Here is a 23,706-nt window from a genome sequence, read left to right as displayed (position 1 = left end):
ATACCATATTTAATATAAAGTAAATTTTACTTTATATTAAATATTAGATATGATTGAGTATCTATTGAGTCAACTAGAGTGGTACCGCGGATAATCCGTCTCTGTTTTGTCAGAGAGGGATTTTTTTATTTTATTATCAGTAATTATAAATTAAACAATTATATATGTTAAAAGTATAAATAAGTATTAAATATAAAAATATTATAATAAAATTTAATTATGAAATTTCGGAGGTAGATTAAATAATGGATTACAAAAGTATAGTAGCTGAAAGAATAAAAGAAAATACAGAATTAGAACTTGATTTAATAGAAAAACTTATAGAGATTCCACCAAAATCAGAAATGGGAGATTATGCTTTTCCATGCTTCCAATTGGCTAAAACTTTTAGAAAAGCTCCAAATCTAATTGCAGAGGAACTAAAACAAAAAATAAATAAAGAAGATTTTGAAAAAGTAATAAATATAGGACCTTACTTAAATTTCTTTGTAGATAAAGGTTTATTAATAAAGGATGTATTAGAAAAAGTTTTACAACAAAAAGATCAATATGGTTCTTCTAAAGTAGGAGAGGGAAAGAATGTAATAGTTGAGTATTCATCACCTAATATTGCAAAGCCATTCCACATAGGACATTTATTTACTACAGCTATAGGGCATGCATTATATAATATATTAAAATTTGAAGGTTATAATTCTATAGGAATTAACCATTTAGGAGATTGGGGAACACAATTTGGTAAGCTTATCTCTGCATACAGAAGATGGGTAGATGAAGAAGCGCTAGAAAAAGATGCTATAGGAGAACTTTTAAGAATATATGTTAAGTTTCATGAAGAAGCACAAAATGATCCTGAACTTGAAAAAGAAGCTAGATTAAACTTCAAAAGATTAGAAGAAGGTTCTGAGGAAGAAACTGAGTTATGGAACAGATTTAAAGACCTAAGCTTAAAAGAATTTAACAAGGTTTATGATATGCTAGGAATAAAATTTGATTCTCTTGCAGGTGAAAGTTTCTATAGTGATAAAATGGATGCAGTGATTCAAGAGATAGATCATAAAGGTTTATTAGTAGATAGTAATGGTGCAAAGGTAGTTATGCTTGATGATTATAATATGCCACCTTGTATGATTAAAAAATCTGATGGGGCAACTATTTATGCTACTCGTGATTTAGCAGCAGCTATATACAGAAAGAAAACATATGATTTTCATAAATCTATATATGTAGTTGGAACTCCACAAGCATTGCACTTTAAACAAATATTTACTACTTTAAAGCTTATGGGTCATAAATGGGCAGATGATTGTAAACATGTAGGTTTTGGACTTGTTAAATTAGCTAACAAAAAGCTTTCTACAAGAAATGGGGATGTAGTATTCTTAGAAGATTTATTAAACCAATCTGTAGAAGAAACATTAAAAATAATAAATGAAAAGAATCCTAATTTAAAAGATAAGGAAAATACAGCTAAAAAACTTGGAATAGGGGCAGTTGTATTTGCATATTTAAAAAATAATAGAGAAAAAGATATTGTATTTGATTGGAAAGAAATTTTATCATTTGATGGAGAGACAGGACCTTATGTTGAATATAGTTATGCAAGAGGAAAGAGTATATTAAGAAAAGCAGGGGATTTAGCTGGAGAGGCAGATTATTGTAAATTAAGTTCTAAAGAAGAGTTTGAATTAGCAAAACTTCTTGGAGGATTTAATGAAGCTATAATGAATGCTATAGAAAAATTAGAACCATCTATTTTAACTAGATATATAATTGAAGTTGCAAAACACTTTAATAAATTCTACAATGCTCATGGTATATTAAATGCAGAAGATAATGATGTAAAATTAGCAAGAGTGAAGCTTGTAGAGGCTTCTTGTCAAGTAATAAAAAATGGTCTTAACTTATTAGGTATAGATGTAGTTGAAGAAATGTAAGAAACAAAGTAAATAACTTAATTTATATTATTTTCAAAAACAAAATGGTTATATAATAATTTAAAATAACACAATATTTATGTAAAGAGATGCATATAAAGGTATAATCATATTTATAAATATATAATGTATTTTCACATATACCCCTAGTGAACATATAACTTTAGTTCATTAGGTGTATTTTTGTGTTAATATTAAGATAATTTTAGTGGCACTATAAAATTTGGATATAAGCAATTCCTTTAGTTTTTACAATATAATATTGAATATATATAATATGGTAAATATATGTTATGATTATAATATAATAGTAAAATGCTTATAAAACTATTTTCATATATAAATATATGATTTATGGAGGGGGATTAATATGGTTTCTGACATTGTGAATACACATGTTATTATTCTTAATCCTAAGGATAGTATAAAAAAAGCGTTAGATCTTATGAATGAAAATAATATAAATGGAGCGCCTGTAACTAATGAGGAGGGCAATCTTATAGGGGTAATAGTAAAGGCAGATATTTATAGATTTCTAATGGAAGAAGGGCATTATGATACCTGTCCTGTTGAGTGGGTTATGACTAAAGAAGTTTTTACTGCTTTAGAGAATGAAGATGTTATGTCTATAGCAAAAAAAATATTAGATAAAGATATAGTAGCCATGCCTATAGTAGACTCTTCTATGAAGCTTATAGGAATAGTGTCCATTGATGATATATTAAGAGCTTTAATAAATAAATTAGAAAAGCAAGAGCTACTATAAAAGAGTGAACTATTTTCAATTAAATAGATATTTTTGCTTAATTAAAAAGCTATAAGTTTGGATATAATATCTAAACTTATAGCTTTTATCTGTATTTTATAAATTTAATACATGGGGATTTTGTTGTTATTTAATATATTTTAAACTTTATCTTTATTTTCTCCCTCTTTATTGCAACAGGAACAACCTGTTGGACATGAAGAACAATCACATTGACCAGAGGTCTTTTTCTTTAAGCTTTTAGCTAGTATATAAACAGCCAAGCATATTATAACTATAGCTATAATTATTTCCATAGTATTTAATCACCTCTTTTTTATTATATGATTAAAGCACCTATATTATATACTAAAAAAGATACAATCCATGCTAATATGATTTGATATGTTATTGAGAATAAAGCCATTTTAGAGCCATATTCTTTTTTCATAGTAGCTACTACAGATACACAAGGAGTATATAATAAAACAAATACTAAGAAAGAATAAGCAGATAGTGAAGTAAAATGATTTAAAAGGGTAACTTTTAAATCTCCACCATATATTACTCCCATAGTTCCAACAATAACTTCTTTAGCCATAAGACCTGTTAGCAATGATACAGAAGTTTGCCATCCAGTAAAGCCTAATGGTTTAAAAATAGGAGATAACACTTTACCAAGTGAAGCTAAAAAGCTTTCGTTTATATCTACCATTCCAGAAAAATTGAAATTGGATAGTAACCAAACAATAACTGAAATTGAGAATATTATAGTACCAGCCTTTTTTAAGAATCCTTTACCTTTATCCCAAGTATGTAACATTAAATTTTTCAATTCGGGCATTTTATATTGGGGTAGTTCTATTATAAAAGGTTCTTCATCTTTTTTAAATAAAGTATTTTTAAACAAAAGTCCTATTATGAATGCTAATAGTATACCCAAAATATATAAAGAAAAAACTATAGAAGTTTCACGTCCAGGGAAAAATACAGAAGCAAATAAAGCATAAACAGGTAACCTAGCATTACAGGACATTAAAGGTACTAATAATGCTGTGAGTTTTCTATCTCTTTCGCTTTCTAAAGTCCTAGCGGACATTATTCCTGGAACAGAACATCCAAAACCAACTACCATAGGTATAAAGGCTTTACCGGAAAGTCCCATTTTTCTCATAAGTTTGTCCATTATAAATGCAGCTCTTGCCATATATCCGCTATCTTCTAAAAAGGATATACCTAAAAATAAAGTTAGTATTACAGGTAAGAATACTATTACAGCTCCAACACCGGCTACTATACCATCTAATAGTAAAGATTTAAACCAAGGAGCAGTTCCACTTAATAAATTACCTAGATAAGGTATAAAACTATCATTTAATAGTCCGTCTATATAATCCGCTAAAGGTGTACCTACCCAGTTAAATGTAAATTTAAATATAATATATAATATTCCTAAAAATAAAGGATAGGCAAGTATTGGATTAAGTATTATTTTATCAATTTTATCAGTATTAGAAATGGATTTCTTTTTTTGAAATTTAACTGATTTTGAAATAACGTTACTAATAAATTCATATGCATCTTTTTCATGTAAAAAATTGTAATCATTATTGTCTACATAATTTAAAAAAGTTTTGTTTTGTAAAGTTTCTATAAGTTTATCCATTCCAGTACCTTTTGAGGCAACCATTGGAATAACTTTAACATTAAGCTCTTTGGATAAAATGTCACAATTTATTTTCATACCTTTATTTTCAGCCACATCAATCATGTTAAGTATTAAAATAATAGGTTTGTTAAATTGTTTTAATTGTGTAGTTAAGTATAAATTTCTATCCAAATTAGAAGCATCTACAATATCAATTATTACGTCTACATTTCCATTTGTTAGAAAGTTCTTAGATACTTTTTCTTCGTTAGAGAAAGTATCCATAGCGTATATTCCAGGTAAATCCACTATTTTAATAGAATTATTAATAAAACCTTCCTTTTTTTCTACTGTTACACCAGCCCAATTTCCAACATACTGATTGGAGCCAGTTAGTTTATTAAAAAGAGAGGTTTTACCTACATTAGGATTACCAAGTAATGCAGTTGTTATCATATTTGTCCTCCAGTCTATTTAGCTACAGATATAGATTTAGCATCTTTTTTTCTTATAGCCAAATCAAATCCTCTTAAATTTATTAGTATGGGGTCTCCTAAAGGAGCCTTATTTTTTACGGATATTTCCGTACCTTCTATACAGCCTAATGCCAGTAATCTTTTTACTAGTTTCTCATTGCCAGAAATACTAGAGATTTTAGCTGTTTGACCTGGTAATAATTCACAGATACTCATAATATTCACTCCCTGTTGAAAATAGTTATCAATATTTATAATAATATTTTAGCATCAATAATAATGAAAGTCAATTTGATTTATATCAATAATAATACATGAAAAATAAATACTATATGTACATAAGTAAGTTTATAATTTAAGTGAAAAAACAAATTAATAGTTCATTTAAAAAAACTGAAAATTAGAATGATATCATTGAATTTTTAAAATTATACAATATATTTGATGAAATTTTAATTTTATAATGCATATATTAAAAGTTAAGGGGCTAAATAATATGAGGTGTATAAGTTGGAAAAAACAAAAATATATATTATTAATTGCTTTTCCTTTTAGTATATAAAGTATATAATAGATAAAAACCAAAATTTATTTAAAAGTATTTAAACTAAACTTTTATTTAATATTATGGATTTAAGGAGGTTTATTATGAATATTGCAGCATTTTTTGATATTGATGGAACTTTGTATAGAGAAGGGCTTATAACAGAGGTTTTTAAAAAGTTAGTTAAGCATGAAGTGATTGACCCGGAAAGATGGTATAACGAAGTAAGACCAGAATATGTTAAATGGGATAAAAGACAAGGTAATTATGATAATTATCTTTTAAAAATGGCAGAAATATATATAGAAGCTATTAGAGGATTGCATAAATCCCAAGTGGAATTTATTGCTAAGAAGGTAGTAGAACAAAAAGGTGATAGGGTATATACGTTTACTAGAGATAGTATTAAATGGCATAAAGAACAGGGGCACAAAATAATAACTATATCTGGAAGCCCCTATGAACTAGTAAAAGAAATGGCATCTAAGTATGGATTTGATGATTTTAGAGGAGCTGAATATTTACTTAATAAAGAGAATATTTATACAGGGGATGTTATTCCTATGTGGGATAGTGAAAGTAAGCAAAATGCTATAAATGAACTGGTAGAAAAATACCATATAGACTTAAATAAAAGTTATGCTTATGGTGATACTTCAGGAGATTTTTCTATGTTTAAGATAGTGGAAAATCCAGTTTGTGTAAACCCTACAAAGGAATTAATAGGGAAGGTAATAGAGGATGAAAAAGTAAAAGAAAAGACAAGAATAATAGTAGAAAGAAAAGATATGATATATAGATTAACACCTGATTCAATTGAATTGTGGTAATAAAAGAAACATAGTAGAAGAATAAATCATTAAAAAATTCATGGAATACACCTTGGGAATTTATAGAATAAAATATAATGTTTTTAAGTTTCTATTGACAAGTTAGTAAATTTGGTTTAATATACTAAACAAGCTAATAAAATTAAATATACGTTCTTATCAAGAGCGGTGGAGGGACTGGCCCTATGAAACCCGGCAACCAGTATATTTTTATACATGGTGCTAAATCCTGCAGATTTAACTGGAAGATGAGAGAATTTCGCTTATTAAAGCTAGAGATTTTTCTCTAGCTTATTTTTTATCTAGTAGTTAATATGAATAATAAGTTTATTGTATATAAGATAACATGAAATATTGATCTAGATAATTTATTTTAATATTGAGATATAGGGATTATATACTATTTGTAAGTAAAACCATATCTGATTATGATAATTACTTTATTCTGTTTGGCCAAATGGATTCAGAAGTAGTATGCAATTTTAGTGGAGGTATGAGAATTGATAGAGATTTCTAATTTAAAGAAAATAATAAGAGATAAAGTAATATTAGAAAATATAAATTTATTCATAAAAGAAGGGGAAGTTTTTGGAATAGTAGGACATAGTGGTGCTGGAAAATCCACATTGTTAAGATGTCTAAATGGATTAGAATCCTATGAAGATGGAAGTGTAAAAATAGATAATAAAGAAATAGATAAATTAAGCAAAAAAGAATTGAGAATCTTTAGAAAAGATTTAGGAATGATATTTCAAAGCTTTAATTTATTGAAAAGAAAAAACGTTTTTCAAAATATAGCATTACCATTGGAAATATGGGGATTAGATAAGAGTGAAATAAATAATAGAGTTACAAACCTTTTAAAACTGATAGATCTTGAGGACAAGGCCTATGTAAAGCCTGATAATTTAAGTGGAGGACAAAAGCAAAGGGTAGCTATAGCTAGAGCATTGGCTCTGGAACCTAGGATACTTTTATGTGATGAAGCTACTTCTGCATTAGATCCTAAAACCACTAAAGATATTCTTAAATTATTAAAAGATATAAATGAAAAACTAGGAATAACAATAGTTATAGTAACTCACCAGATGGAAGTTATAAAAGAAATATGTGAAAGAGTAGCAATTATGGATAAAGGACAAATAAAAAGTTTAGGATTTTCAGAAAAATTGTTTTTAAGTCCAGATAAACATCTTAAAAAATTATTAGGAGAAAATCAAGTTTTACCTAAAGAAGGTATAAATATAAAAATATTTTTCACAAAAGAAATAAGTAATAATAGTGTTATTACCACTATGGCAAGGGAGTTAGATATAGATATATCTATAGTTTGGGGTAGATTAGAAAAGTTTAAAGAAAATGTTCTTGGAAACTTAGTTATTAATGTATCAAAGGAAAATAAAGAAAAAATTTGTGAGTATCTATCTTCGAAGTCAATAGTTTGGGAGGTGCAATAGGATGTTACAAGAAATGCTTTTTAAGGCTTTAAAGGAAACTATATATATGGTTTCTATATCTACTATTTTATCAATATTATTAGCATTTATACCAGCTATAATTCTTATAGTTACAGATGATAGAGGGCTTAAGCCAAATAAAATAGTATATAAATCTCTAGATTTTGTTGTTAATTTATTAAGGTCTTTTCCATTTATAATTCTTATGGTAGCTATACTACCATTTACAAAATCTATAATAGGAAAAACTATTGGAACTACAGCTGCTATAGTACCCCTAACCATAGCTGCCATACCTTTCGCAACTAGGGTATTAGAATCTGCTATGAAAGAAGTAGATGAAGGTGTAATAGAAGCAGCTAAATCATTAGGAGCTAGTGATATTCAAATAATATTTAAAGTAATAATAAAAGAATCTATGCCATCTATGATTATGGCTATAACATTAACTGTAATTTCAGTGGTAGGATGTTCAGCCATGGCAGGAGCTGTAGGTGGCGGTGGCCTAGGAGATGTAGCTATTAAGTATGGATATTATAGATTTCAGACAGATATTATGATATATACAGTAATCATATTAATAATTTTAGTTCAGGTAATACAAAGCTTAGGAAATATATTATATAAGAAATTAAATAAGCAATCATGAAAATTTGTAGTATAAATATTATTTAACTTATGGGAGGAATTAATTATGAATAAAAAAAGAGTATTAGGATTAGTATTAGCAGGGTTATTAACATTAGGTGTAGTAGGATGTTCTTCAAAAGATAAGAAAGAAACAAGTAATGATAAAAAGATTATAGTAGTTGGTGTAACGCCTGTACCAGCAGGTGAAGTTTTAAAAGCAGCAAAACCTTTGCTAGAAAAAAAAGGTTATAAACTAGAAATAAAAGAATTCACAGATTATGTTACTCCAAATACTGCTTTAAATGATGGCGATTTAGATGCAAATCTTTTTCAACACATACCTTACTTACAGAAGTTTAATGAAGAAAAGAAAACCGATTTAAAGCCAGTGGCAAAGATTTTTATAACACCTATAGCAGCATATTCTAAAAAAGTTAAAAATATAAATGAACTAAAAAATGGAGCTACTATTGCGCTGCCAAATGATCCCACTAATGAAACAAGAGCATTAAGATTATTAGAAAAGTCAGGAATTATAAAACTTAAAAAAGGAGATTCATTAACTAAAGGGGATATAACTGAAAATAAGAAAAATATAAAAATAGAAGAGATAGATGCACCACAGATACCAAGAGTATTAAATGATGTGGATGCAGCAGTAATAAATACAAACTATGCTATAGAAGCAAAATTAAACCCTATAAAAGATTCTATATTAATTGAAGATAAAAATTCTCCTTATGTAAATGTAGTGGCTGTTAAAAAAGAAGATACAGATAAAGCTTATATAAAAGCACTTTCAGAGGTTCTAACATCTAAAGAAATAAAAGATTTTATAAATAAAAAATATAAAGGGGTTGTAATACCAACATTTTAATGAGTTTTATTGATAGTAATCATAAATATATTTGAATATAATTATAGAATATATAATCTGAATTTTTAAGTTAAAAGTTCTACTTTTCTCTATAATATATAGAAAAGTAGAACTTTCTTATTTTAAAGTATGCATGATTTATATCTTATAAAAATTTAAATATATTAGAACTAAAAAATTTTAAGATAAAAAATACACTTTAAAAATATGATAAAATATAAGATAAATTAATGAGAAAATGATATAATTAAACAAGAATAATATATTAAGTAAAATTTTATGATTAATATATTTATCTTAAAGCAAGTGTATAAATTATCAATACTTTATAAATAACAAATAGAGTTTATGTAAATAATATATACTAATTTATGCTTAACAGAAAGAGTGATAAGGTGATAGTAAGACAAAATGAAGTAGATTTAAAAAATCTTTCGGATGAACATGAATTAATGTTTGATCACAGTAAGAAAGTGTACAAAAAAGCTATATTCTTTGATTTAGAGCATTATGTATATAGAAAACCTGTATGTGTGGGGGTTTTTGGATGTTGCTATTATGATAGTGAAAAAAATACCATAGAGGTTACTCAATATATGATAGAAGGAAAAAAAGATGTGAAAAAAATATTAGAATTGGCAAAAGAATATTTTGAAAGGGCATCTAAAATTAAAGATAAAAAATATATAATAACTTTTTCTGGAAATAATGATTTTACAGTTATAAATTATCTTTTTGAAAAGTATAATATAGATTTTGATATAAAAGATAAATTTCAATCTATAGATTTACAAAGAGAATATGAAAAAGAAAAGAAATCCTCAATAGGACTGAAAAATTTAGAAAAAGAATTTAATATAGTAAGAGAAGATAGAGAATTAATAAGTGGCCAAAATTTAGCTAAAACTTTTAGTAAAATAATAAAAGATGATGATTATATAAATAGAATGCCAGAATACAAAAAGAAAAAAATATTATTATATAATGAACAAGATGTTGTAAGTTTATTTCACATATACACAACATGGAATAAATATATAGAATCCCAAGGGAATTTATAGACTAAAGAAAGTACTAAGCACTTTCTTTAGTCTATAAATTTGTAATATAATATAGATTTAAAAAGAAAATATAGACACTTATGAAATTAAATACTATAATTTTTATTATATTTTTAATTTCATTTTTCATATGTAGTAAATAATATGGTATACTAAAATTATAATATTTAACTATATAATTTATATAAAGAAAGGGATTATATAATGTTTATTCCAATAAAAAATGCTAAGGTATATGAGCAAGTAATAGAACAAATAAAAAGTATGATTATATCTGGTAACTTAAAAAAAGGAGACAAGTTACCTTCTGAAAGAGAGCTTGTAGATCAGTTAAAAGTTAGCAGAACATCTATAAGAGAAGCATTAAGAGCTTTAGAAATAGTTGGACTAATAAAATGCAAACAAGGAGAAGGAAACTTTATTAGAGATAATTTTGATAATAGTTTATTTGAGCCGTTATCTTTAGTAGTTATGCTAGAAAAAAGCAATAAAAATAATATAACTGAAGTAAGAAGAATAATAGAAGTTGAAGCTACTGCTTTGGCAGCTAATAGAATTACTATAGAACAGTTAAAAAAGTTAGAAAAAATAATAGATGAAATAAAAAATAGTAAAGATGAAAAACTTATTGTAAATTTAGATAAAAAGTTTCACTATGAAATAGCACAGGCATCTAATAATTTTATACTCTTAAATATAATTAATTCCTGTTCTAGTCTTATAGATTCTTTGATGAATGATGCTAGATATAGAATTGTAAAGAATCTTAAAGATAAAGAAGAATTAGTATATCAACATGAAAAAATATTTTTAGCTTTAAAAGAAAAAAATCCTGAATTAGCTGCTAATTTAATGAAAGAGCATTTAGAATTCAGTTGTAGATTTTTAAATATATAAAAATAATTTTATAATTAGTATATTAGTTAAAATTATAAAAAATAAATTATGATTTATAGTAACAGAAAATTAATAATAAATAATTTTCTGTTTTCATTATTTTACTAATAAATTTATTAGTAAGTATAATTATATCCATTATTAATACACATATATTGATTAAAAGTTAATAGTTAATGGATAGTACAATTTTTAACTGGCTTTCACCTAGTTACATAATATAATATGCTTTAAAAGAGCCATAATAACATTAAGAGGTGATATTATGAGCTCCATAAAATATATAAATTCATTAATGCTAACTATTATGTTATTAATGCCATTTACAAGCAATTGTTTAAATCAGAATAAAATAATTAAAAATCACAGTGTTAACTTAACTATAGCAGAAGAAAATAAAGAAAAAAATATAGAAGAAAAACAAAATAATCTAGACAAACCTAAAAAACGAGTTAAATTAAGACCTGAAAAAGAAGTTACAAATATATATAAAATAAATATTTAAAAACTTTTAATAAATATAAAAAATAACATCTTTGATACTATATAGTATATCAAATTTAAATTTAAATATTTATAAAAAATGAAAAATATTTTAAATAATAAAATCTCAGCTATAAATAGCTGAGATTTTTATAAAATAAAAATTTATTGAATACAAAGATTAAGTTATTGTACGAATTTAAGTTTATCTATTCCTATTTTAATTCTTTTGATAGTTTCTTCTTTACCTAATATGTCAGCTATTTCGAAAGCTCCACCAGGTGTGAATTGTTTTCCTGAAACTGCTGTTCTTATAGGCCACAACACTACACCATTTTTAACTCCAAGTTCTTTAACTAAATTCATACAAGCTTCTTTAATATTTTCAAAAGTCCAAGATTCTAGAGCTTCTAATTTAGGAAGGACTTTTTCTAGGCTATTTAATGAATTTTCATAAGTTGTTTTCATTTTTTTATGAATATACATTTCTTCTGAATATTCAAGAAGATTATTAAAAAAATCTAATTGATCTGGAATTTCATCTAAAACTTCTACTCTAGTATGTAAAAGCTCACTTATCTTTTTAGTATCTAGATCTCTAGTTAAGGCTTCTTTATAATAAGGAACAGCCATTTCATGGAATCTGTCTAAAGATAGATTTCTTATATATTCTCCATTCATCCATTTTAATTTTTTTGTATCAAAAACGGCAGGAGCTTTATTAATATTTTTGTAATTAAATGCTTTAATTAATTCTTCCATAGAGAATATTTCTTGTTCTCCACCTGGATTCCAACCAAGTAAAGCTATATAGTTTATTATAGCTTCTTTTAAATATCCTTTTTCCATTAAGTCTTCGAAGGAAGCATCACCATTTCTTTTACTTAATTTATGATGTTCATCTTTCATTATTGGTGGACAGTGAACATATATTGGAACATCCCAACCAAAGGCTTCATATAATCTGTTATATTTAGGAGATGATGATAAGTATTCACTTCCACGTACTACATGAGTTATTCCCATAAGATGATCATCTACTACATTGGCAAAATTATATGTTGGAAGTCCATCAGATTTTATTAAAATCATATCATCTAATTCTGAATTATCCACAGAAATATCTCCATATATTTCATCATGGAAAGAAGTTGAACCAGCAGTTGGATTTTTTTGCCTTATAACATAAGGAACACCTTCAGTTATTTTTTTGCCAATTTCTTCTTTAGATAGATTTATACAGTGTTTATCATATCTAAAAGGTCTTTTTAAGGCGTCTGAGTTAGCTCTTAACATATCTAATCTTTCTTTTGAGCAAAAACAGTAATATGCTTCGCTTTTTTCTATTAATTCTTTAGCATATTTTATGTATATATCTCTTCTTTCACTTTGAATATATGGACCAACAGGACCGCCAATATCTGGACCTTCATTATGTTTAAGACCAGTAATTTTTAGAGTATTATATATAACGTCTAAGGCGCCTTCTACTAATCTCCCTTGATCTGTATCCTCAATTCTTAATATAAAATCACCATCATCATGCTTTGCTATTAAATAAGCATATAAAGCAGTTCTTAAGTTACCAACGTGCATATAGCCTGTTGGACTTGGTGCGAATCTTGTTCTGACTTTGTTTGTCATTTCTTTCACTCCCATTTAAAAAATATTTATAAATAAAACCTTTCATCACTAGGACGAAAGGTAAAAACTCATTTTATAAGTAAATTTTATAACAAGGCCTATTTAATGTCAAGAATTATGTACATTATATACACCTGATATATGATAGCAAAATCATATAACTATAGTATTTACGAAAATTCTTGAAAATATATATTTATAAAAAATAAAGGAAAATAAAGAAAAAAAGAGATATTATAAAAACATTAAGGATATATTGTATATGTTTTCATTTTGATATATTGACATATATATTTAAAATTGTTATAAATAATATAGCACATATGACTAAATAATACATATAAATAATATATAAACATGAAATTATACAACATATATATTTAATTAATAAATTGCAAATAAAACATTTGAATAATATATTTTAGGGGGAGAAATGATGGGTATAAAAGTTGGACTTAATGGTTTTGGAAGGATAGGAAGATCAGTATTAAGAATAGCACAGGATAAATTTTCAGAAGATGTAGAAATAGTAGCTTTAAATGCAAGAGCAACTACTGAAACATTGGTGCATTTATTTAAATATGATTCTTGCTACGGAAGATTTAATGGAGAAGTAGAAACAATCTCTAATGATAAGATAAAAGTAAATGGGAAAGAAATAAAAATATTTAGAGAAAATGATCCTAAAAATTTACCATGGAAAGAACTTGGAGTAGATATAGTTATAGAATCTACAGGAATATTTAAAGATAGAGAAAAAGCTGTGAAACACATAGAGGCTGGAGCTAAGAAAGTAATAATAACAGCACCAGGTAAAGATGAAGATATAACTATAGTTTTAGGTGTAAATGAAAATGAGTACAATCCAGAAAAGCATAATATAATTTCAAATGCATCATGTACTACAAATTGTCTAGCTCCTTTTGCAAAAGTTTTAGATGACAATTTTGGATTAATTAGGGGGCTGATGACAACAGTACACTCTTATACAAATGATCAGAGAATATTAGATAAAACTCATAAGGATTTGAGAAGAGCTAGAGCTGCGTCAGAGTCAATAATACCAACAACTACAGGGGCCGCAAAGGCAGTTGCTAAAGTTCTACCTAATCTTAAAGGAAAATTAAATGGATTTGCCTTAAGGGTTCCCACACCCACAGTATCTTTAACAGATTTAGTTTGTGAGTTAAAAACTAAGGTAACTTCTGAAGAAGTTAATGCAGCTTTTAAAAAAGCAGCACAAGGCTCAATGAAAGGAATATTAGGATATTCAGAGGAACCATTAGTTTCAGTAGATTATAAGGGAGATCCAAGATCTTCTATAGTAGATGGATTATCTACTATGGTTTTAGAAGATAATATGGTTAAAGTTGTGTCTTGGTATGATAACGAGTGGGGATATTCATGCAGAACCGCAGATTTAGTAAATTATGTTGCTAAATTTATGAAATAAAAATAATTAATTAGGTTATATGAATTAATTCATATATATTATCTAAATACCTCTTTTATAAACGTAATTATTTATATTTATGATAACAGTATGTTATTTAACTTTTTATTATTATATTTTAAGAATGGAAAATTCCATTCTTTATTTTTTTACAATATTAATTAATTGATTAAATTGAAAATTTGTGTTATCATGGTTTTTATTTCCATATAGAATTTTCTCTATGATAATTATTAATATATAGTTTGACAATTGTAAGAATATTTTAATATTGTTTTATGCAAAAATATATATGTATTTAAAAATATTTATAATATCTAACAATAATTTAAAACTAATATAAATAATTATTCATATTAGTTCACTTTATAGCATATATATATTCGGTTGAAAAAATTGTTAAATATTTATCTTTATACAGTTGTAAAAACATTAAAACCCATATATAAAATTAAGCAATTAATACTTTGTTTATGATTAATTTATCTCTCTAATTTATTTTTTAACTATTGTGGAAGTATTGATAATGGTATTAGTAGGATAAAATATATTTTTACAGACAGTAAGATATATAGATTTTAAGGGAGTGATTAATTTGTTTCAATTTATAAAATGTAAATTACGAAAAGCTTTAGATGAAAGATTTGTTTTAAGCGCATATGCATTAACTATAGTGTTTCTATTTATAGTTAGTTTAGTTTATAATTTGGGGAAAAAAATAGGAGCGCTTATAATGATACTGTAAACGACATCAATATATGTAATATAAAATATATTGGGCAAAATATTTTATATAGTTTAATTAATATGATATAAGGTGAAAATTTATAAAAAAATCTAAAGAAAAAATATATAGGAGGAAATTATGGATACTAGAGATGAATTTAATAAAGATATGGAAAGAATATTTAAAGATATAGATGAGCATATTTTAAAGGATAATAAACCTTCATGTTATATAAATAATTTGTATGAAGAAGGAATTTTAGGACAATATCCATTCAATATGCTTGGAGATTTAAATAAAATAGATCAATCACCTAAATATCATCCAGAGGGAAGCGTTTGGAATCATATAATGATGGTTTTGGATAATGGGGCAAAAGAAAGAGATAACAGTGAAAATAAAAGAGTATTTATGTGGGCGTGTCTTTTGCATGACATGGGTAAGAAAACTACCACAAAAATAAGAAGGGATAGAATAACTTCCTATGATCATGATAAAGAAGGAGAAAAGTTAAGCATAGAGTTTTTAAAATATTTTACACAGGATAAGGAATTTATAAATGATGTTTCTAAATTAGTAAGATGGCATATGCAGCCTCTTTTTGTAAATAAGAACCTACCCTTTAGTGATATAGAAAATATGATTAAAGAAGTTTCTTTTAAAGAAGTAGCTTTACTTTCTTTATGTGACAGACTAGGAAGAGGAGGATTATCAGAAGATAAGAAAAAGGAAGAGATTAAGTCTATAGAGTTATTTAAGAGAAAATGCTCCCAATATATGTGATAATATTTCTATTTGCATTATAATAGTATATAATGTAAAGAAAGGAAATAGATATGGAAAGTATAAGAGATATTTTACAAAAACAGAATAGTTTTTTTGAAAAAGGTTATACAAAAAATATAAATCTTAGAATAGATGCTTTAAGAAAATTAAAAAATAGTATAAAGATTAATGAAGAGAATATTTGTAAAGCTTTAAAGAAAGATTTAAACAAATCAAAATTTGAAGCATTTATAACAGAAATAGGAATTGTATATGATGAGATAAATGTGGCAATTAAAAATATAAAAAAATGGTCAAGGACTAAGAGGGTAAAGACACCAATTACTAATTTTTTAGCCAGCAGTTATATTTATAGTGAACCTTATGGAGTAGTCTTAATAATGTCACCATGGAACTATCCATTTCAGCTTATTATGGCTCCTTTAGTAGGAGCTATAAGTGCTGGCAATTGTGTTTTATTAAAACCTTCTGAATTAGCAGTAGAAACAGAAAAAATAATTGTAAAAATAATAAAAGATACATTTGATTCTGAATATATAGGAGTGACTACTGGTGGAGTAGAGGAAAGCAAAGCTATACTTAAAGAAAAATTTGATTATATATTTTATACTGGTGGAATAAGTGTAGGTAAAATAGTTATGAAAGCTGCGGCAGAGCACATAACTCCTATAACTTTGGAGTTAGGAGGCAAGAGCCCCTGCATAGTAGATAGAGATGCTAATATAGAATTAGCAGCTAGAAGAATAGCTTGGGGGAAATTTTTAAACGCTGGACAAACGTGTGTAGCGCCGGACTATTTAGTTGTGCATAAAGAAATAAAGAATAAATTGATAAATTCAATAAAAAAATATATAAAAGATTATTTTGGAAATAATCCAATGGAAAGTGAAGATTATCCTAGAATAATAAATGATAATCATTTTAAAAGGCTGCAAGGTTATTTAAATGAAGGGAAAATAGTATTAGGAGGAAAGACGGACACAGATAATTTGTATGTAGAACCAACCATTATAGATGAAGTAGATTTAAAAAATAAAATAATGCAAGAAGAAATATTTGGTCCTATTTTACCCATTATAGAGTTTGAACATATACATGAAGTGGTACACATAGTAAAAAATAATCCCAAGCCATTAGCTCTATACTATTTTTCTGAAGATAAAAATAAACAGGAATTTGTTATTAAAAATATATCTTTTGGTGGAGGATGTATAAATGATACTATAATGCATATATCTACTTCTACATTACCATTTGGCGGGGTAGGAAGTAGTGGAATGGGAAGCTATCATGGTAGAGCTAGTTTTGAAACTTTTTCTCATAAAAAAAGTATACTTAAAAAGAGTAATTTAATAGATATAAAAGTAAGATATGCTCCTTTCAAAGGAAAACTAAATTTAGCAAAGAAATTATTTAAATAATTTTATTGTATTAAGAATTTAAACATAAAAAATGGTAAAGTAAAAAGTCAGGAAGATCCTGACTTTTTACTTTACCATATATTATAGATCAGCAGAGTTTTCAATACTTTTGTTATTTATTTTCTTACCTGCTGGTGGGTAATATTTTGGATTTGAGAAAAACTTTTCTTTTAATTCTTTTACTTCATTTCTCATGGCTATTATACCAATCATATTTGGTATAACAACTAGAGCTAGCAGAAAATCAAGTAATGAGAACAAAAATTCTAATTGACCAACAGCTCCGTATATTATGGCTGCTAGACAAACTACTCTTATTATCTTTGAAAATGTAAGTCCAAATAAAGCTTCAGCTTGTTTTTCACAATAGTAAACTATAACTATAATAGTAGATAAAACAAATAGCAATAAGCTTATTGAAACTATGGCACCACCAAAAACTTTCCCAAATACATATTGAAAGGCCATTGAAGGCATAGAAGCAGCTTCAGAGCCTGGAACAGTATTCCACATTCCTGTAGTTATAACTACAAGAGCTGTCAAAGTACAAATTATTATTGTATCTACCATTATCTCAAATATACCCCAGAATGCTTGACGAACGGGATGATCTGTAACTGCAGCAGAATGGGCTATAGGAGCACTTCCCATACCAGCTTCATTTGAATAAGTACCTCTAGCAGTACCCCATCTTAGAGCTTGAGCAAGTGTAGCACCACCAAAACCACCTACAGCAGCTTGAGGTGTAAAGGCACCTTTAAATATTAATAAAAAAGCATGTGGTAATTTTGTAATATTAAATAATAATATTATTATTGAACAAATAATAAATATTAAAGCCATTATAGGAACCATTTTTTCAGTTACTTGGCCTATTCTTTGAATACCACCGTAAACAACTAGGGCTACTAAAACGGTTACAATTATAGCAGTAACTATTTTAGGTAATCCTATAGTTTCAGCAGTTTGACAAACTGATAGTGATTGTGTAGAGATAGATGGTATTATTTCCAGCATAAAGCAGAAAGAACACATTGTAGCAAGTACTTTAGCAATAGTAGGTGATTTCAATCCTTTTTTTAAGTAGTATACAGGTCCTCCTACATAGTTTCCTTCTTCATTTTTCTCTCTATATTTTATACCAAGAATTATTTCAGAAAATTTAGTTGCCTGTCCTAAAATTGCAACTATCCACATCCAGAAAACAGCACCAGGGCCTCCAAAGGCTATAGCAACAGGAACTCCTATAATATTAGCAGCCCCTACAGTGGATGCTAATGCTGAGCAGGCAGCTTGAAAGGGAGTAATAGTACCTTCACCTTCAGCAGGTTTACTGAACATTTTACCAAAAGTTTCTTTCATTATATAAGGAAAATATATTATTTGAAAAAAATTTAATTTAAAGGTTAAAATAATTCCTCCACCTACTAATAATATTAGCATAGGTGGTCCCCATATCCAGTTGGAAATTGAATTAATAAGATTCATAAATGCTTCCATTATATCCCTCCTAAGATATTAATAAAAATAGAATTTATGTTAAAATTGTATCATTTATTGTCAAAGCTTTCAATATCTAAAAAATAATGCAGCATTTTATTTAAATGACAATAAATATATAATGTGAAATTTAAATACTAAAGTTTTTGTTTAAGGCGTAATGAATAAAATATAGGCGTATTTTATCATCCCTATTGTGTAAATAATAATAGAATATAAAAATAAAGGCCAAAATGAGCTATTTTAAGTTATAAATAATATCTCTTATTATATAATTAATAGTAATTTATAGTATAAAAATATAAGTTTAAAGATATTTAATATAATTTTAAATAATGAAAAATAGGTTGGAAAGATAGTTGCAAATACAACTATTTTGTGATATATTAAGTTGTATTTGCAACTATTATAAATTTCATGGAGGAATATAAAATTGAGGGAAAACACACAATGTGTAGGTAAATATATATCTATGCTGTATAGAGCAGGTAACTGTTATATAAATAAGGAACTTTGTAAATATGATATAGGTAGCGGTCAATACATTTTTTTATTGTATTTATTTAATAATAACGGATGTAATCAAGAGGAAATAAGCACTGCTTTAAATATAGACAAGGGGACTACAGCTAGAGCGTTGCAGAAATTGGAGAGTAAAGGATATGTAATTAAGGAAATCGATAAGAATGATAGAAGAATTAATCATATATTAGTTACTGAGAAGGGAATAAAAATAAAGAGTAATATAATGAAAGTTTTAAGAAAATGGGAAAGCATGTTGTATGCTGATTTTACAGAAGAAGAAAAAAATGAGCTTTTAAAGTTAGTAGAAAAAGCTTCTTTAAATTGCCATAATTATAAAATTAAATAATGAATGGGAGGAATATAATGGATAGACAAAAACAATTAGGGGAAGAAAATATAAAAAAATTATTATTAAAATTTTCTGTGCCAGCTATTATGGGGATGTTAGTTAATGCTTTATACAATATTGTAGATAGAATGTACATAGGTCACATAAAAAATGTAGGTTCTCTTGCTATAACAGGTGTTGGATTAACATTACCTATAATGACTGTATTAATGGCATTTAGTATGTTAATAGGTATAGGGTCAGCTTCTATTATATCTATAAGATTAGGACAACAAAGAAAAAAAGACGCAGAAAAAATACTAGGAAATGCTTTCACTTTACTTTGCATTATTATGATTACTATAACAATAATAGGATTAATATTTGTAAGTCCTCTTTTAAATATTTTTGGTGCTAGTAAACAAACTTTCTATTATGCTAAAGAATATATAGTCATTATTTTAATAGGATCTATAACTAATGCTTTAGGATTTGGTTTAAATAATTCAATTAGAGCTGAAGGAAATCCTAAAATGGCTATGGTAACTATGCTTTTAGGAGCTGTATTAAATATAATTTTAGACCCTATATTTATATTCGTTTTTAATATGGGAATAAAAGGAGCAGCTATAGCTACAGTTATATCACAAACAGCTAATACTTTATGGGTTCTTAGATACTTTACTGGTAGAACTAGTACTTTAAAACTGAAAAAAGAAAACTTTAAAGTAGAAAAAAAGATATTCTTAGAAATAGTATCTATAGGAATGGCACCTTTTGCACTGCAACTTGCAGCTAGTGTGGTAACTATTATTTCAAACAATGCATTGAAAACTACAGGTGGAGATCTAGCTATAGGAGCAATGACAGTTATAAATAGTATATCCTTAATATTTTTAATGCCTATATTTGGTATAAATCAAGGAGCTCAACCTATAATAGGATACAATTATGGTGCTTCAAAATATAAAAGAGTTAAAGAAACTTTAAAAATAGCAATAATATGTGCAACTATTATTGTTTTAATAGGATCTTTAGTTGTACAAGTATTTCCACAATATATTATAAAGATATTTAATAGCGATCCTAAACTTATGGAAATAGGAATAAGTGGATTAAGAGTAGTATTATTTATGATGCCTATAATTGGATTCCAAATTGTTAGTTCAAATTATTTCCAAGCTATAGGTAAAGCTAAAATATCCGTAGTATTAAGTTTATTAAGACAAGTAATAATTTTAATCCCGCTACTTTTAATATTACCAAGGCATTTTGGACTTAAAGGAGTATGGCTTTGTACACCTATAGCAGATGGAATTGCATCAATAGTTACAGCTATATTTATTTTGAGAGAAATGAAAAAGTTGGGTAGAGAAGACCTTAAAGAACCAAAAGTAGCTTGTAAATAAAGTTAATTTTATTATTAATTTTAAAATAGAATAAATTTTTATAATATAAAAAGCCTTAGGGATAACTTTAATTAAGTATTTCTAAGGTTTTTTATATTATACATGATATACAAAATAAAACTATGATTAATTGTAAAATAAAATTTTAAATAATATGTGTAATAATTAATAATATAGAAATAATTTTATAAGATATATGTTAATTTTATATATTTATGTATATAAAAACTAATTATAACAAATTTAGTTAAAAATGTAGTATAATCATAATGTGTATATTTTGTAAATAAATTATGATATGGAGGTTAACAATGAACTTTGACAAAAAAAAGCTAGGTATAGTATTTTGGATTTCCATTATAGTGTTCACAGTTGCAACCTTTATTAGTTATAGTTATGGCAAAAAGGTTATTATACAGAATCTTATTAAATCAGGGCATGTATATATAAATAAAAAAGAGTACGATAAAGCTATAGCAATATATGAGGAAGTAGTAAAATATGATAAAGATTCTAATGATAAGAATATGCTTAATCTAGCTATAGCTAAAGATAATTCTTGGAAATTTTATCACGATGGTATGGTATGTTACAAAAAGGGTGAATATTTAAAAGCATTAAAACTCTTTGAAGGAGTTATGGAAAGCGACAATGAAACTTTTAATAAAGCACAAGAAAAAATTGAACAATGTAAAGAAAAATATATAAAAAGCAATTTGAATAATGCAGAGCAATGTATGCATAATTCAAATTATAATGAGGCCAATAAATATTTAGATAAAGTTTTTAGTTTAGATAAAAATAATAAAGATGCTAAAAGATTGGAGAAGATATTAAATAAAAAGTATTTTTGATAATATAAATAAAATATTTTCTAAAGGATAAGAATAATAAGTAAAGGATATGATTTTTATAAATTTGCATTAAATGAGGTACTAATATTATGAATAAGCCTGTTATAGATACATATATAAATAAATTTAAAAACAAAGAAAATATATTTAGATATGAATTAGATTTATATCAATGTAAAAATATAAATAAATTATATTATTATACTAGCATAAGTACTTTAGAAAATATAATAAGCAAAGAAAATATTTGGCTATCTAACAGTAAATATCTTAATGACAGTACAGAAATAGATTATACTAATAATTTAATTTATGAAATATGCAATGGATGTTTAAATGGGGAAAAGGAATTTGATGAATTATTCAAACAAAATATGGATATTTTATTAAATACTATAGATATAGAATTGAGAGATACCTATATACTATCTCTTACAGAAAATACAGATTCTTTAGCTCTTTGGTCTAATTATTCTAATTATGACGGGTATAATTTAGGATTCAATTATGATTATTTTCAAAATATATTTAAAGAAAAAAAATATAGATTTATAGATAAAAACGAAAAATCTATTTTTTTAAATGAAGGAGAAGATTTTGTATGGTATTTTGGAGAAGTTATATATAATAAGAAACATCAGCAAAACATAATAAAAGAAAGAGTTGAATTCTTATATAAGTTATATGAAAGTTTTTATGATCATAAAGCAGATAAGGACTTTAAATCATTAATAATATATATGATAAACAATATAGCTTATATAGCTACTTTCTTTAAAGATGAGAGTTTTAAAGAAGAGAAGGAACATAGATTAGTATTTAGAATTATAAATAAAGATATAAAAAAACAGATAGTAAAGCATAGAATTTCAAATAGAGTTTTTATTCCATATATAGAGTTAAGGCTTAACTCTAATGCTGAAGGAGGAAATTTACCTATAGAAAAAGTAACTATAGGTCCTAAAAATAATTTAGATATTGCAGAGATGGGATTAAGATCTTTTTTAGAAAGCGAAGGATATTTTAAAATAATTATAAACAAATCTAAAATACCTCTAAGATACTAAGAATTCATAAAAGTAAATAGCTGATTTAAATTATATTAATTTAAATCAGCTATTAAGTAGATTCTAAAACAAATAAATCTTCATCTAATTGCATTATTTGAACTTTTCTACCTGCCTTTCTTTTATAATTAATCATTAAATTTAGAGAGAATGTTTAGTAAAGAATATTCTGTAACCAAATTTAAAATAATTTTGATTCAGAATCTATCCTTACTAAAAAATTTATATAATAAATTTTACTAAAGTCCCAATAACTAGTTAGTTATTAAGGTACCTTGTATATGGGTTAGAAGATTCACCATTAATTTATATATCCAGTTTAGAATCTACTTTAGTGATAAAGAAACTGTTAATTAAATATATGGTGGTATCACCTCACCTTGTATTATATAATTTATTATGATTAA

General features: G+C 26.0%; 22 protein-coding genes and 1 riboswitch. Of the genes, 17 read left to right on the top strand and 5 right to left on the bottom strand.

What is annotated here, in order from left to right:
• Nucleotides 1-245: 245 nt before the first annotated feature.
• Nucleotides 246-1,937, top strand: coding sequence for an arginine--tRNA ligase (argS, locus tag NGI68_RS02890; RefSeq protein ID WP_251859980.1), 1,692 nt, complete (start codon nucleotides 246-248; stop codon nucleotides 1,935-1,937).
• Nucleotides 1,938-2,307: 370 nt separating this feature from the next.
• On the top strand, nucleotides 2,308-2,703 hold the full coding sequence (locus NGI68_RS02885; RefSeq protein ID WP_251859979.1) for a CBS domain-containing protein: 396 nt from the start codon (nucleotides 2,308-2,310) through the stop codon (nucleotides 2,701-2,703).
• Nucleotides 2,704-2,843: 140 nt separating this feature from the next.
• Here NGI68_RS02885 and NGI68_RS02880 read toward each other — a convergent pair whose 3' ends face one another.
• From NGI68_RS02880 to NGI68_RS02870, 3 genes are read right to left on the bottom strand one after another with little or no spacing between them, the layout of a single operon-like run.
• A complete protein-coding gene (locus tag NGI68_RS02880; RefSeq protein WP_251859978.1) occupies nucleotides 2,844-2,999 on the bottom strand; it encodes a FeoB-associated Cys-rich membrane protein in 156 nt (51 codons plus the stop codon).
• A 23-nt stretch (nucleotides 3,000-3,022) separates the two neighbouring features.
• Nucleotides 3,023-4,786, bottom strand: coding sequence for a ferrous iron transport protein B (feoB, locus tag NGI68_RS02875; protein ID WP_251859977.1), 1,764 nt, complete (start codon nucleotides 4,784-4,786; stop codon nucleotides 3,023-3,025).
• 14 nt (nucleotides 4,787-4,800) lie between these two features.
• Entirely contained in the window at nucleotides 4,801-5,022 is a 222-nt protein-coding gene (locus NGI68_RS02870; protein WP_251859976.1) for a FeoA family protein, read from the bottom strand.
• Between the two features lie 432 nt (nucleotides 5,023-5,454).
• Between NGI68_RS02870 and NGI68_RS02865 the strand changes: the two genes are divergently transcribed.
• The 7 genes from NGI68_RS02865 to NGI68_RS02835 all read left to right on the top strand — a co-directional run bounded on the left by NGI68_RS02865 (nucleotide 5,455) and on the right by NGI68_RS02835 (nucleotide 11,607).
• Entirely contained in the window at nucleotides 5,455-6,180 is a 726-nt protein-coding gene (locus tag NGI68_RS02865) for an HAD-IB family hydrolase (RefSeq protein WP_251859975.1), read from the top strand.
• 153 nt (nucleotides 6,181-6,333) lie between these two features.
• Nucleotides 6,334-6,435: riboswitch (SAM riboswitch) on the top strand.
• A gap of 245 nt (nucleotides 6,436-6,680) precedes the next feature.
• The gene (locus NGI68_RS02860) at nucleotides 6,681-7,637 is read left to right on the top strand and encodes a methionine ABC transporter ATP-binding protein (RefSeq protein WP_251859974.1); all 957 of its coding nucleotides are present in this window, start codon (nucleotides 6,681-6,683) and stop codon (nucleotides 7,635-7,637) included.
• A 1-nt stretch (nucleotide 7,638) separates the two neighbouring features.
• Nucleotides 7,639-8,286, top strand: coding sequence for a methionine ABC transporter permease (locus tag NGI68_RS02855; RefSeq protein ID WP_251859973.1), 648 nt, complete (start codon nucleotides 7,639-7,641; stop codon nucleotides 8,284-8,286).
• A gap of 45 nt (nucleotides 8,287-8,331) precedes the next feature.
• Nucleotides 8,332-9,144 carry a MetQ/NlpA family ABC transporter substrate-binding protein gene (locus NGI68_RS02850; RefSeq protein ID WP_251859972.1) on the top strand — a complete coding sequence of 271 codons (813 nt, stop codon included), beginning with the start codon at nucleotides 8,332-8,334 and terminating at the stop codon, nucleotides 9,142-9,144.
• A gap of 371 nt (nucleotides 9,145-9,515) precedes the next feature.
• Nucleotides 9,516-10,205 (top strand): ribonuclease H-like domain-containing protein, encoded by a 690-nt coding sequence (locus tag NGI68_RS02845; protein WP_251859971.1) that lies wholly within the window; start codon nucleotides 9,516-9,518, stop codon nucleotides 10,203-10,205.
• Nucleotides 10,206-10,409: 204 nt separating this feature from the next.
• On the top strand, nucleotides 10,410-11,102 hold the full coding sequence (locus NGI68_RS02840) for a FadR/GntR family transcriptional regulator (RefSeq protein WP_251859970.1): 693 nt from the start codon (nucleotides 10,410-10,412) through the stop codon (nucleotides 11,100-11,102).
• A gap of 265 nt (nucleotides 11,103-11,367) precedes the next feature.
• Nucleotides 11,368-11,607, top strand: coding sequence for a hypothetical protein (locus NGI68_RS02835; RefSeq protein ID WP_251859969.1), 240 nt, complete (start codon nucleotides 11,368-11,370; stop codon nucleotides 11,605-11,607).
• A 164-nt stretch (nucleotides 11,608-11,771) separates the two neighbouring features.
• Here NGI68_RS02835 and gltX read toward each other — a convergent pair whose 3' ends face one another.
• Nucleotides 11,772-13,229 carry a glutamate--tRNA ligase gene (gene gltX, locus NGI68_RS02830; protein WP_251859968.1) on the bottom strand — a complete coding sequence of 486 codons (1,458 nt, stop codon included), beginning with the start codon at nucleotides 13,227-13,229 and terminating at the stop codon, nucleotides 11,772-11,774.
• 436 nt (nucleotides 13,230-13,665) lie between these two features.
• Here gltX and gap point away from each other — a divergent pair, with 436 nt between their 5' ends.
• The 4 genes from gap to NGI68_RS02810 all read left to right on the top strand — a co-directional run bounded on the left by gap (nucleotide 13,666) and on the right by NGI68_RS02810 (nucleotide 17,616).
• Nucleotides 13,666-14,682, top strand: coding sequence for a type I glyceraldehyde-3-phosphate dehydrogenase (gene gap / locus NGI68_RS02825; protein ID WP_251859967.1), 1,017 nt, complete (start codon nucleotides 13,666-13,668; stop codon nucleotides 14,680-14,682).
• A gap of 595 nt (nucleotides 14,683-15,277) precedes the next feature.
• Nucleotides 15,278-15,427, top strand: coding sequence for a hypothetical protein (locus NGI68_RS02820; protein ID WP_251859966.1), 150 nt, complete (start codon nucleotides 15,278-15,280; stop codon nucleotides 15,425-15,427).
• Nucleotides 15,428-15,547: 120 nt separating this feature from the next.
• Nucleotides 15,548-16,192 carry an HD domain-containing protein gene (locus tag NGI68_RS02815; RefSeq protein WP_251859965.1) on the top strand — a complete coding sequence of 215 codons (645 nt, stop codon included), beginning with the start codon at nucleotides 15,548-15,550 and terminating at the stop codon, nucleotides 16,190-16,192.
• Nucleotides 16,193-16,245: 53 nt separating this feature from the next.
• Nucleotides 16,246-17,616, top strand: a complete 1,371-nt coding sequence (locus NGI68_RS02810) for an aldehyde dehydrogenase (RefSeq protein WP_251859964.1) — start codon at nucleotides 16,246-16,248, stop codon at nucleotides 17,614-17,616.
• Between the two features lie 81 nt (nucleotides 17,617-17,697).
• Here the strand turns inward: NGI68_RS02810 and NGI68_RS02805 are convergent, their stop codons facing one another.
• Nucleotides 17,698-19,116 (bottom strand): alanine/glycine:cation symporter family protein, encoded by a 1,419-nt coding sequence (locus tag NGI68_RS02805; protein ID WP_251859963.1) that lies wholly within the window; start codon nucleotides 19,114-19,116, stop codon nucleotides 17,698-17,700.
• Between the two features lie 433 nt (nucleotides 19,117-19,549).
• Here NGI68_RS02805 and NGI68_RS02800 point away from each other — a divergent pair, with 433 nt between their 5' ends.
• The 4 genes from NGI68_RS02800 to NGI68_RS02785 all read left to right on the top strand — a co-directional run bounded on the left by NGI68_RS02800 (nucleotide 19,550) and on the right by NGI68_RS02785 (nucleotide 23,299).
• Nucleotides 19,550-19,987, top strand: a complete 438-nt coding sequence (locus NGI68_RS02800; protein ID WP_251859962.1) for a MarR family winged helix-turn-helix transcriptional regulator — start codon at nucleotides 19,550-19,552, stop codon at nucleotides 19,985-19,987.
• Nucleotides 19,988-20,004: 17 nt separating this feature from the next.
• On the top strand, nucleotides 20,005-21,378 hold the full coding sequence (locus NGI68_RS02795) for an MATE family efflux transporter (protein WP_251859961.1): 1,374 nt from the start codon (nucleotides 20,005-20,007) through the stop codon (nucleotides 21,376-21,378).
• Between the two features lie 311 nt (nucleotides 21,379-21,689).
• Nucleotides 21,690-22,232: a tetratricopeptide repeat protein gene (locus tag NGI68_RS02790; RefSeq protein ID WP_251859960.1), complete on the top strand. Its 543-nt coding sequence runs from the start codon at nucleotides 21,690-21,692 to the stop codon at nucleotides 22,230-22,232.
• A gap of 89 nt (nucleotides 22,233-22,321) precedes the next feature.
• Nucleotides 22,322-23,299, top strand: a complete 978-nt coding sequence (locus NGI68_RS02785) for a DUF2971 domain-containing protein (protein ID WP_251859959.1) — start codon at nucleotides 22,322-22,324, stop codon at nucleotides 23,297-23,299.
• Nucleotides 23,300-23,706: the final 407 nt, after the last annotated feature.

The sequence above is a fragment of the Clostridium sp. Marseille-Q2269 genome (assembly GCF_943736985.1).
In the GTDB taxonomy this organism is placed as follows: Bacteria; Bacillota; Clostridia; order Clostridiales; family Clostridiaceae; genus Clostridium_F.
The sequence above is the reverse complement of the archived record's forward strand: the minus strand, read 5'-3'. Positions and strand labels throughout refer to the sequence as shown.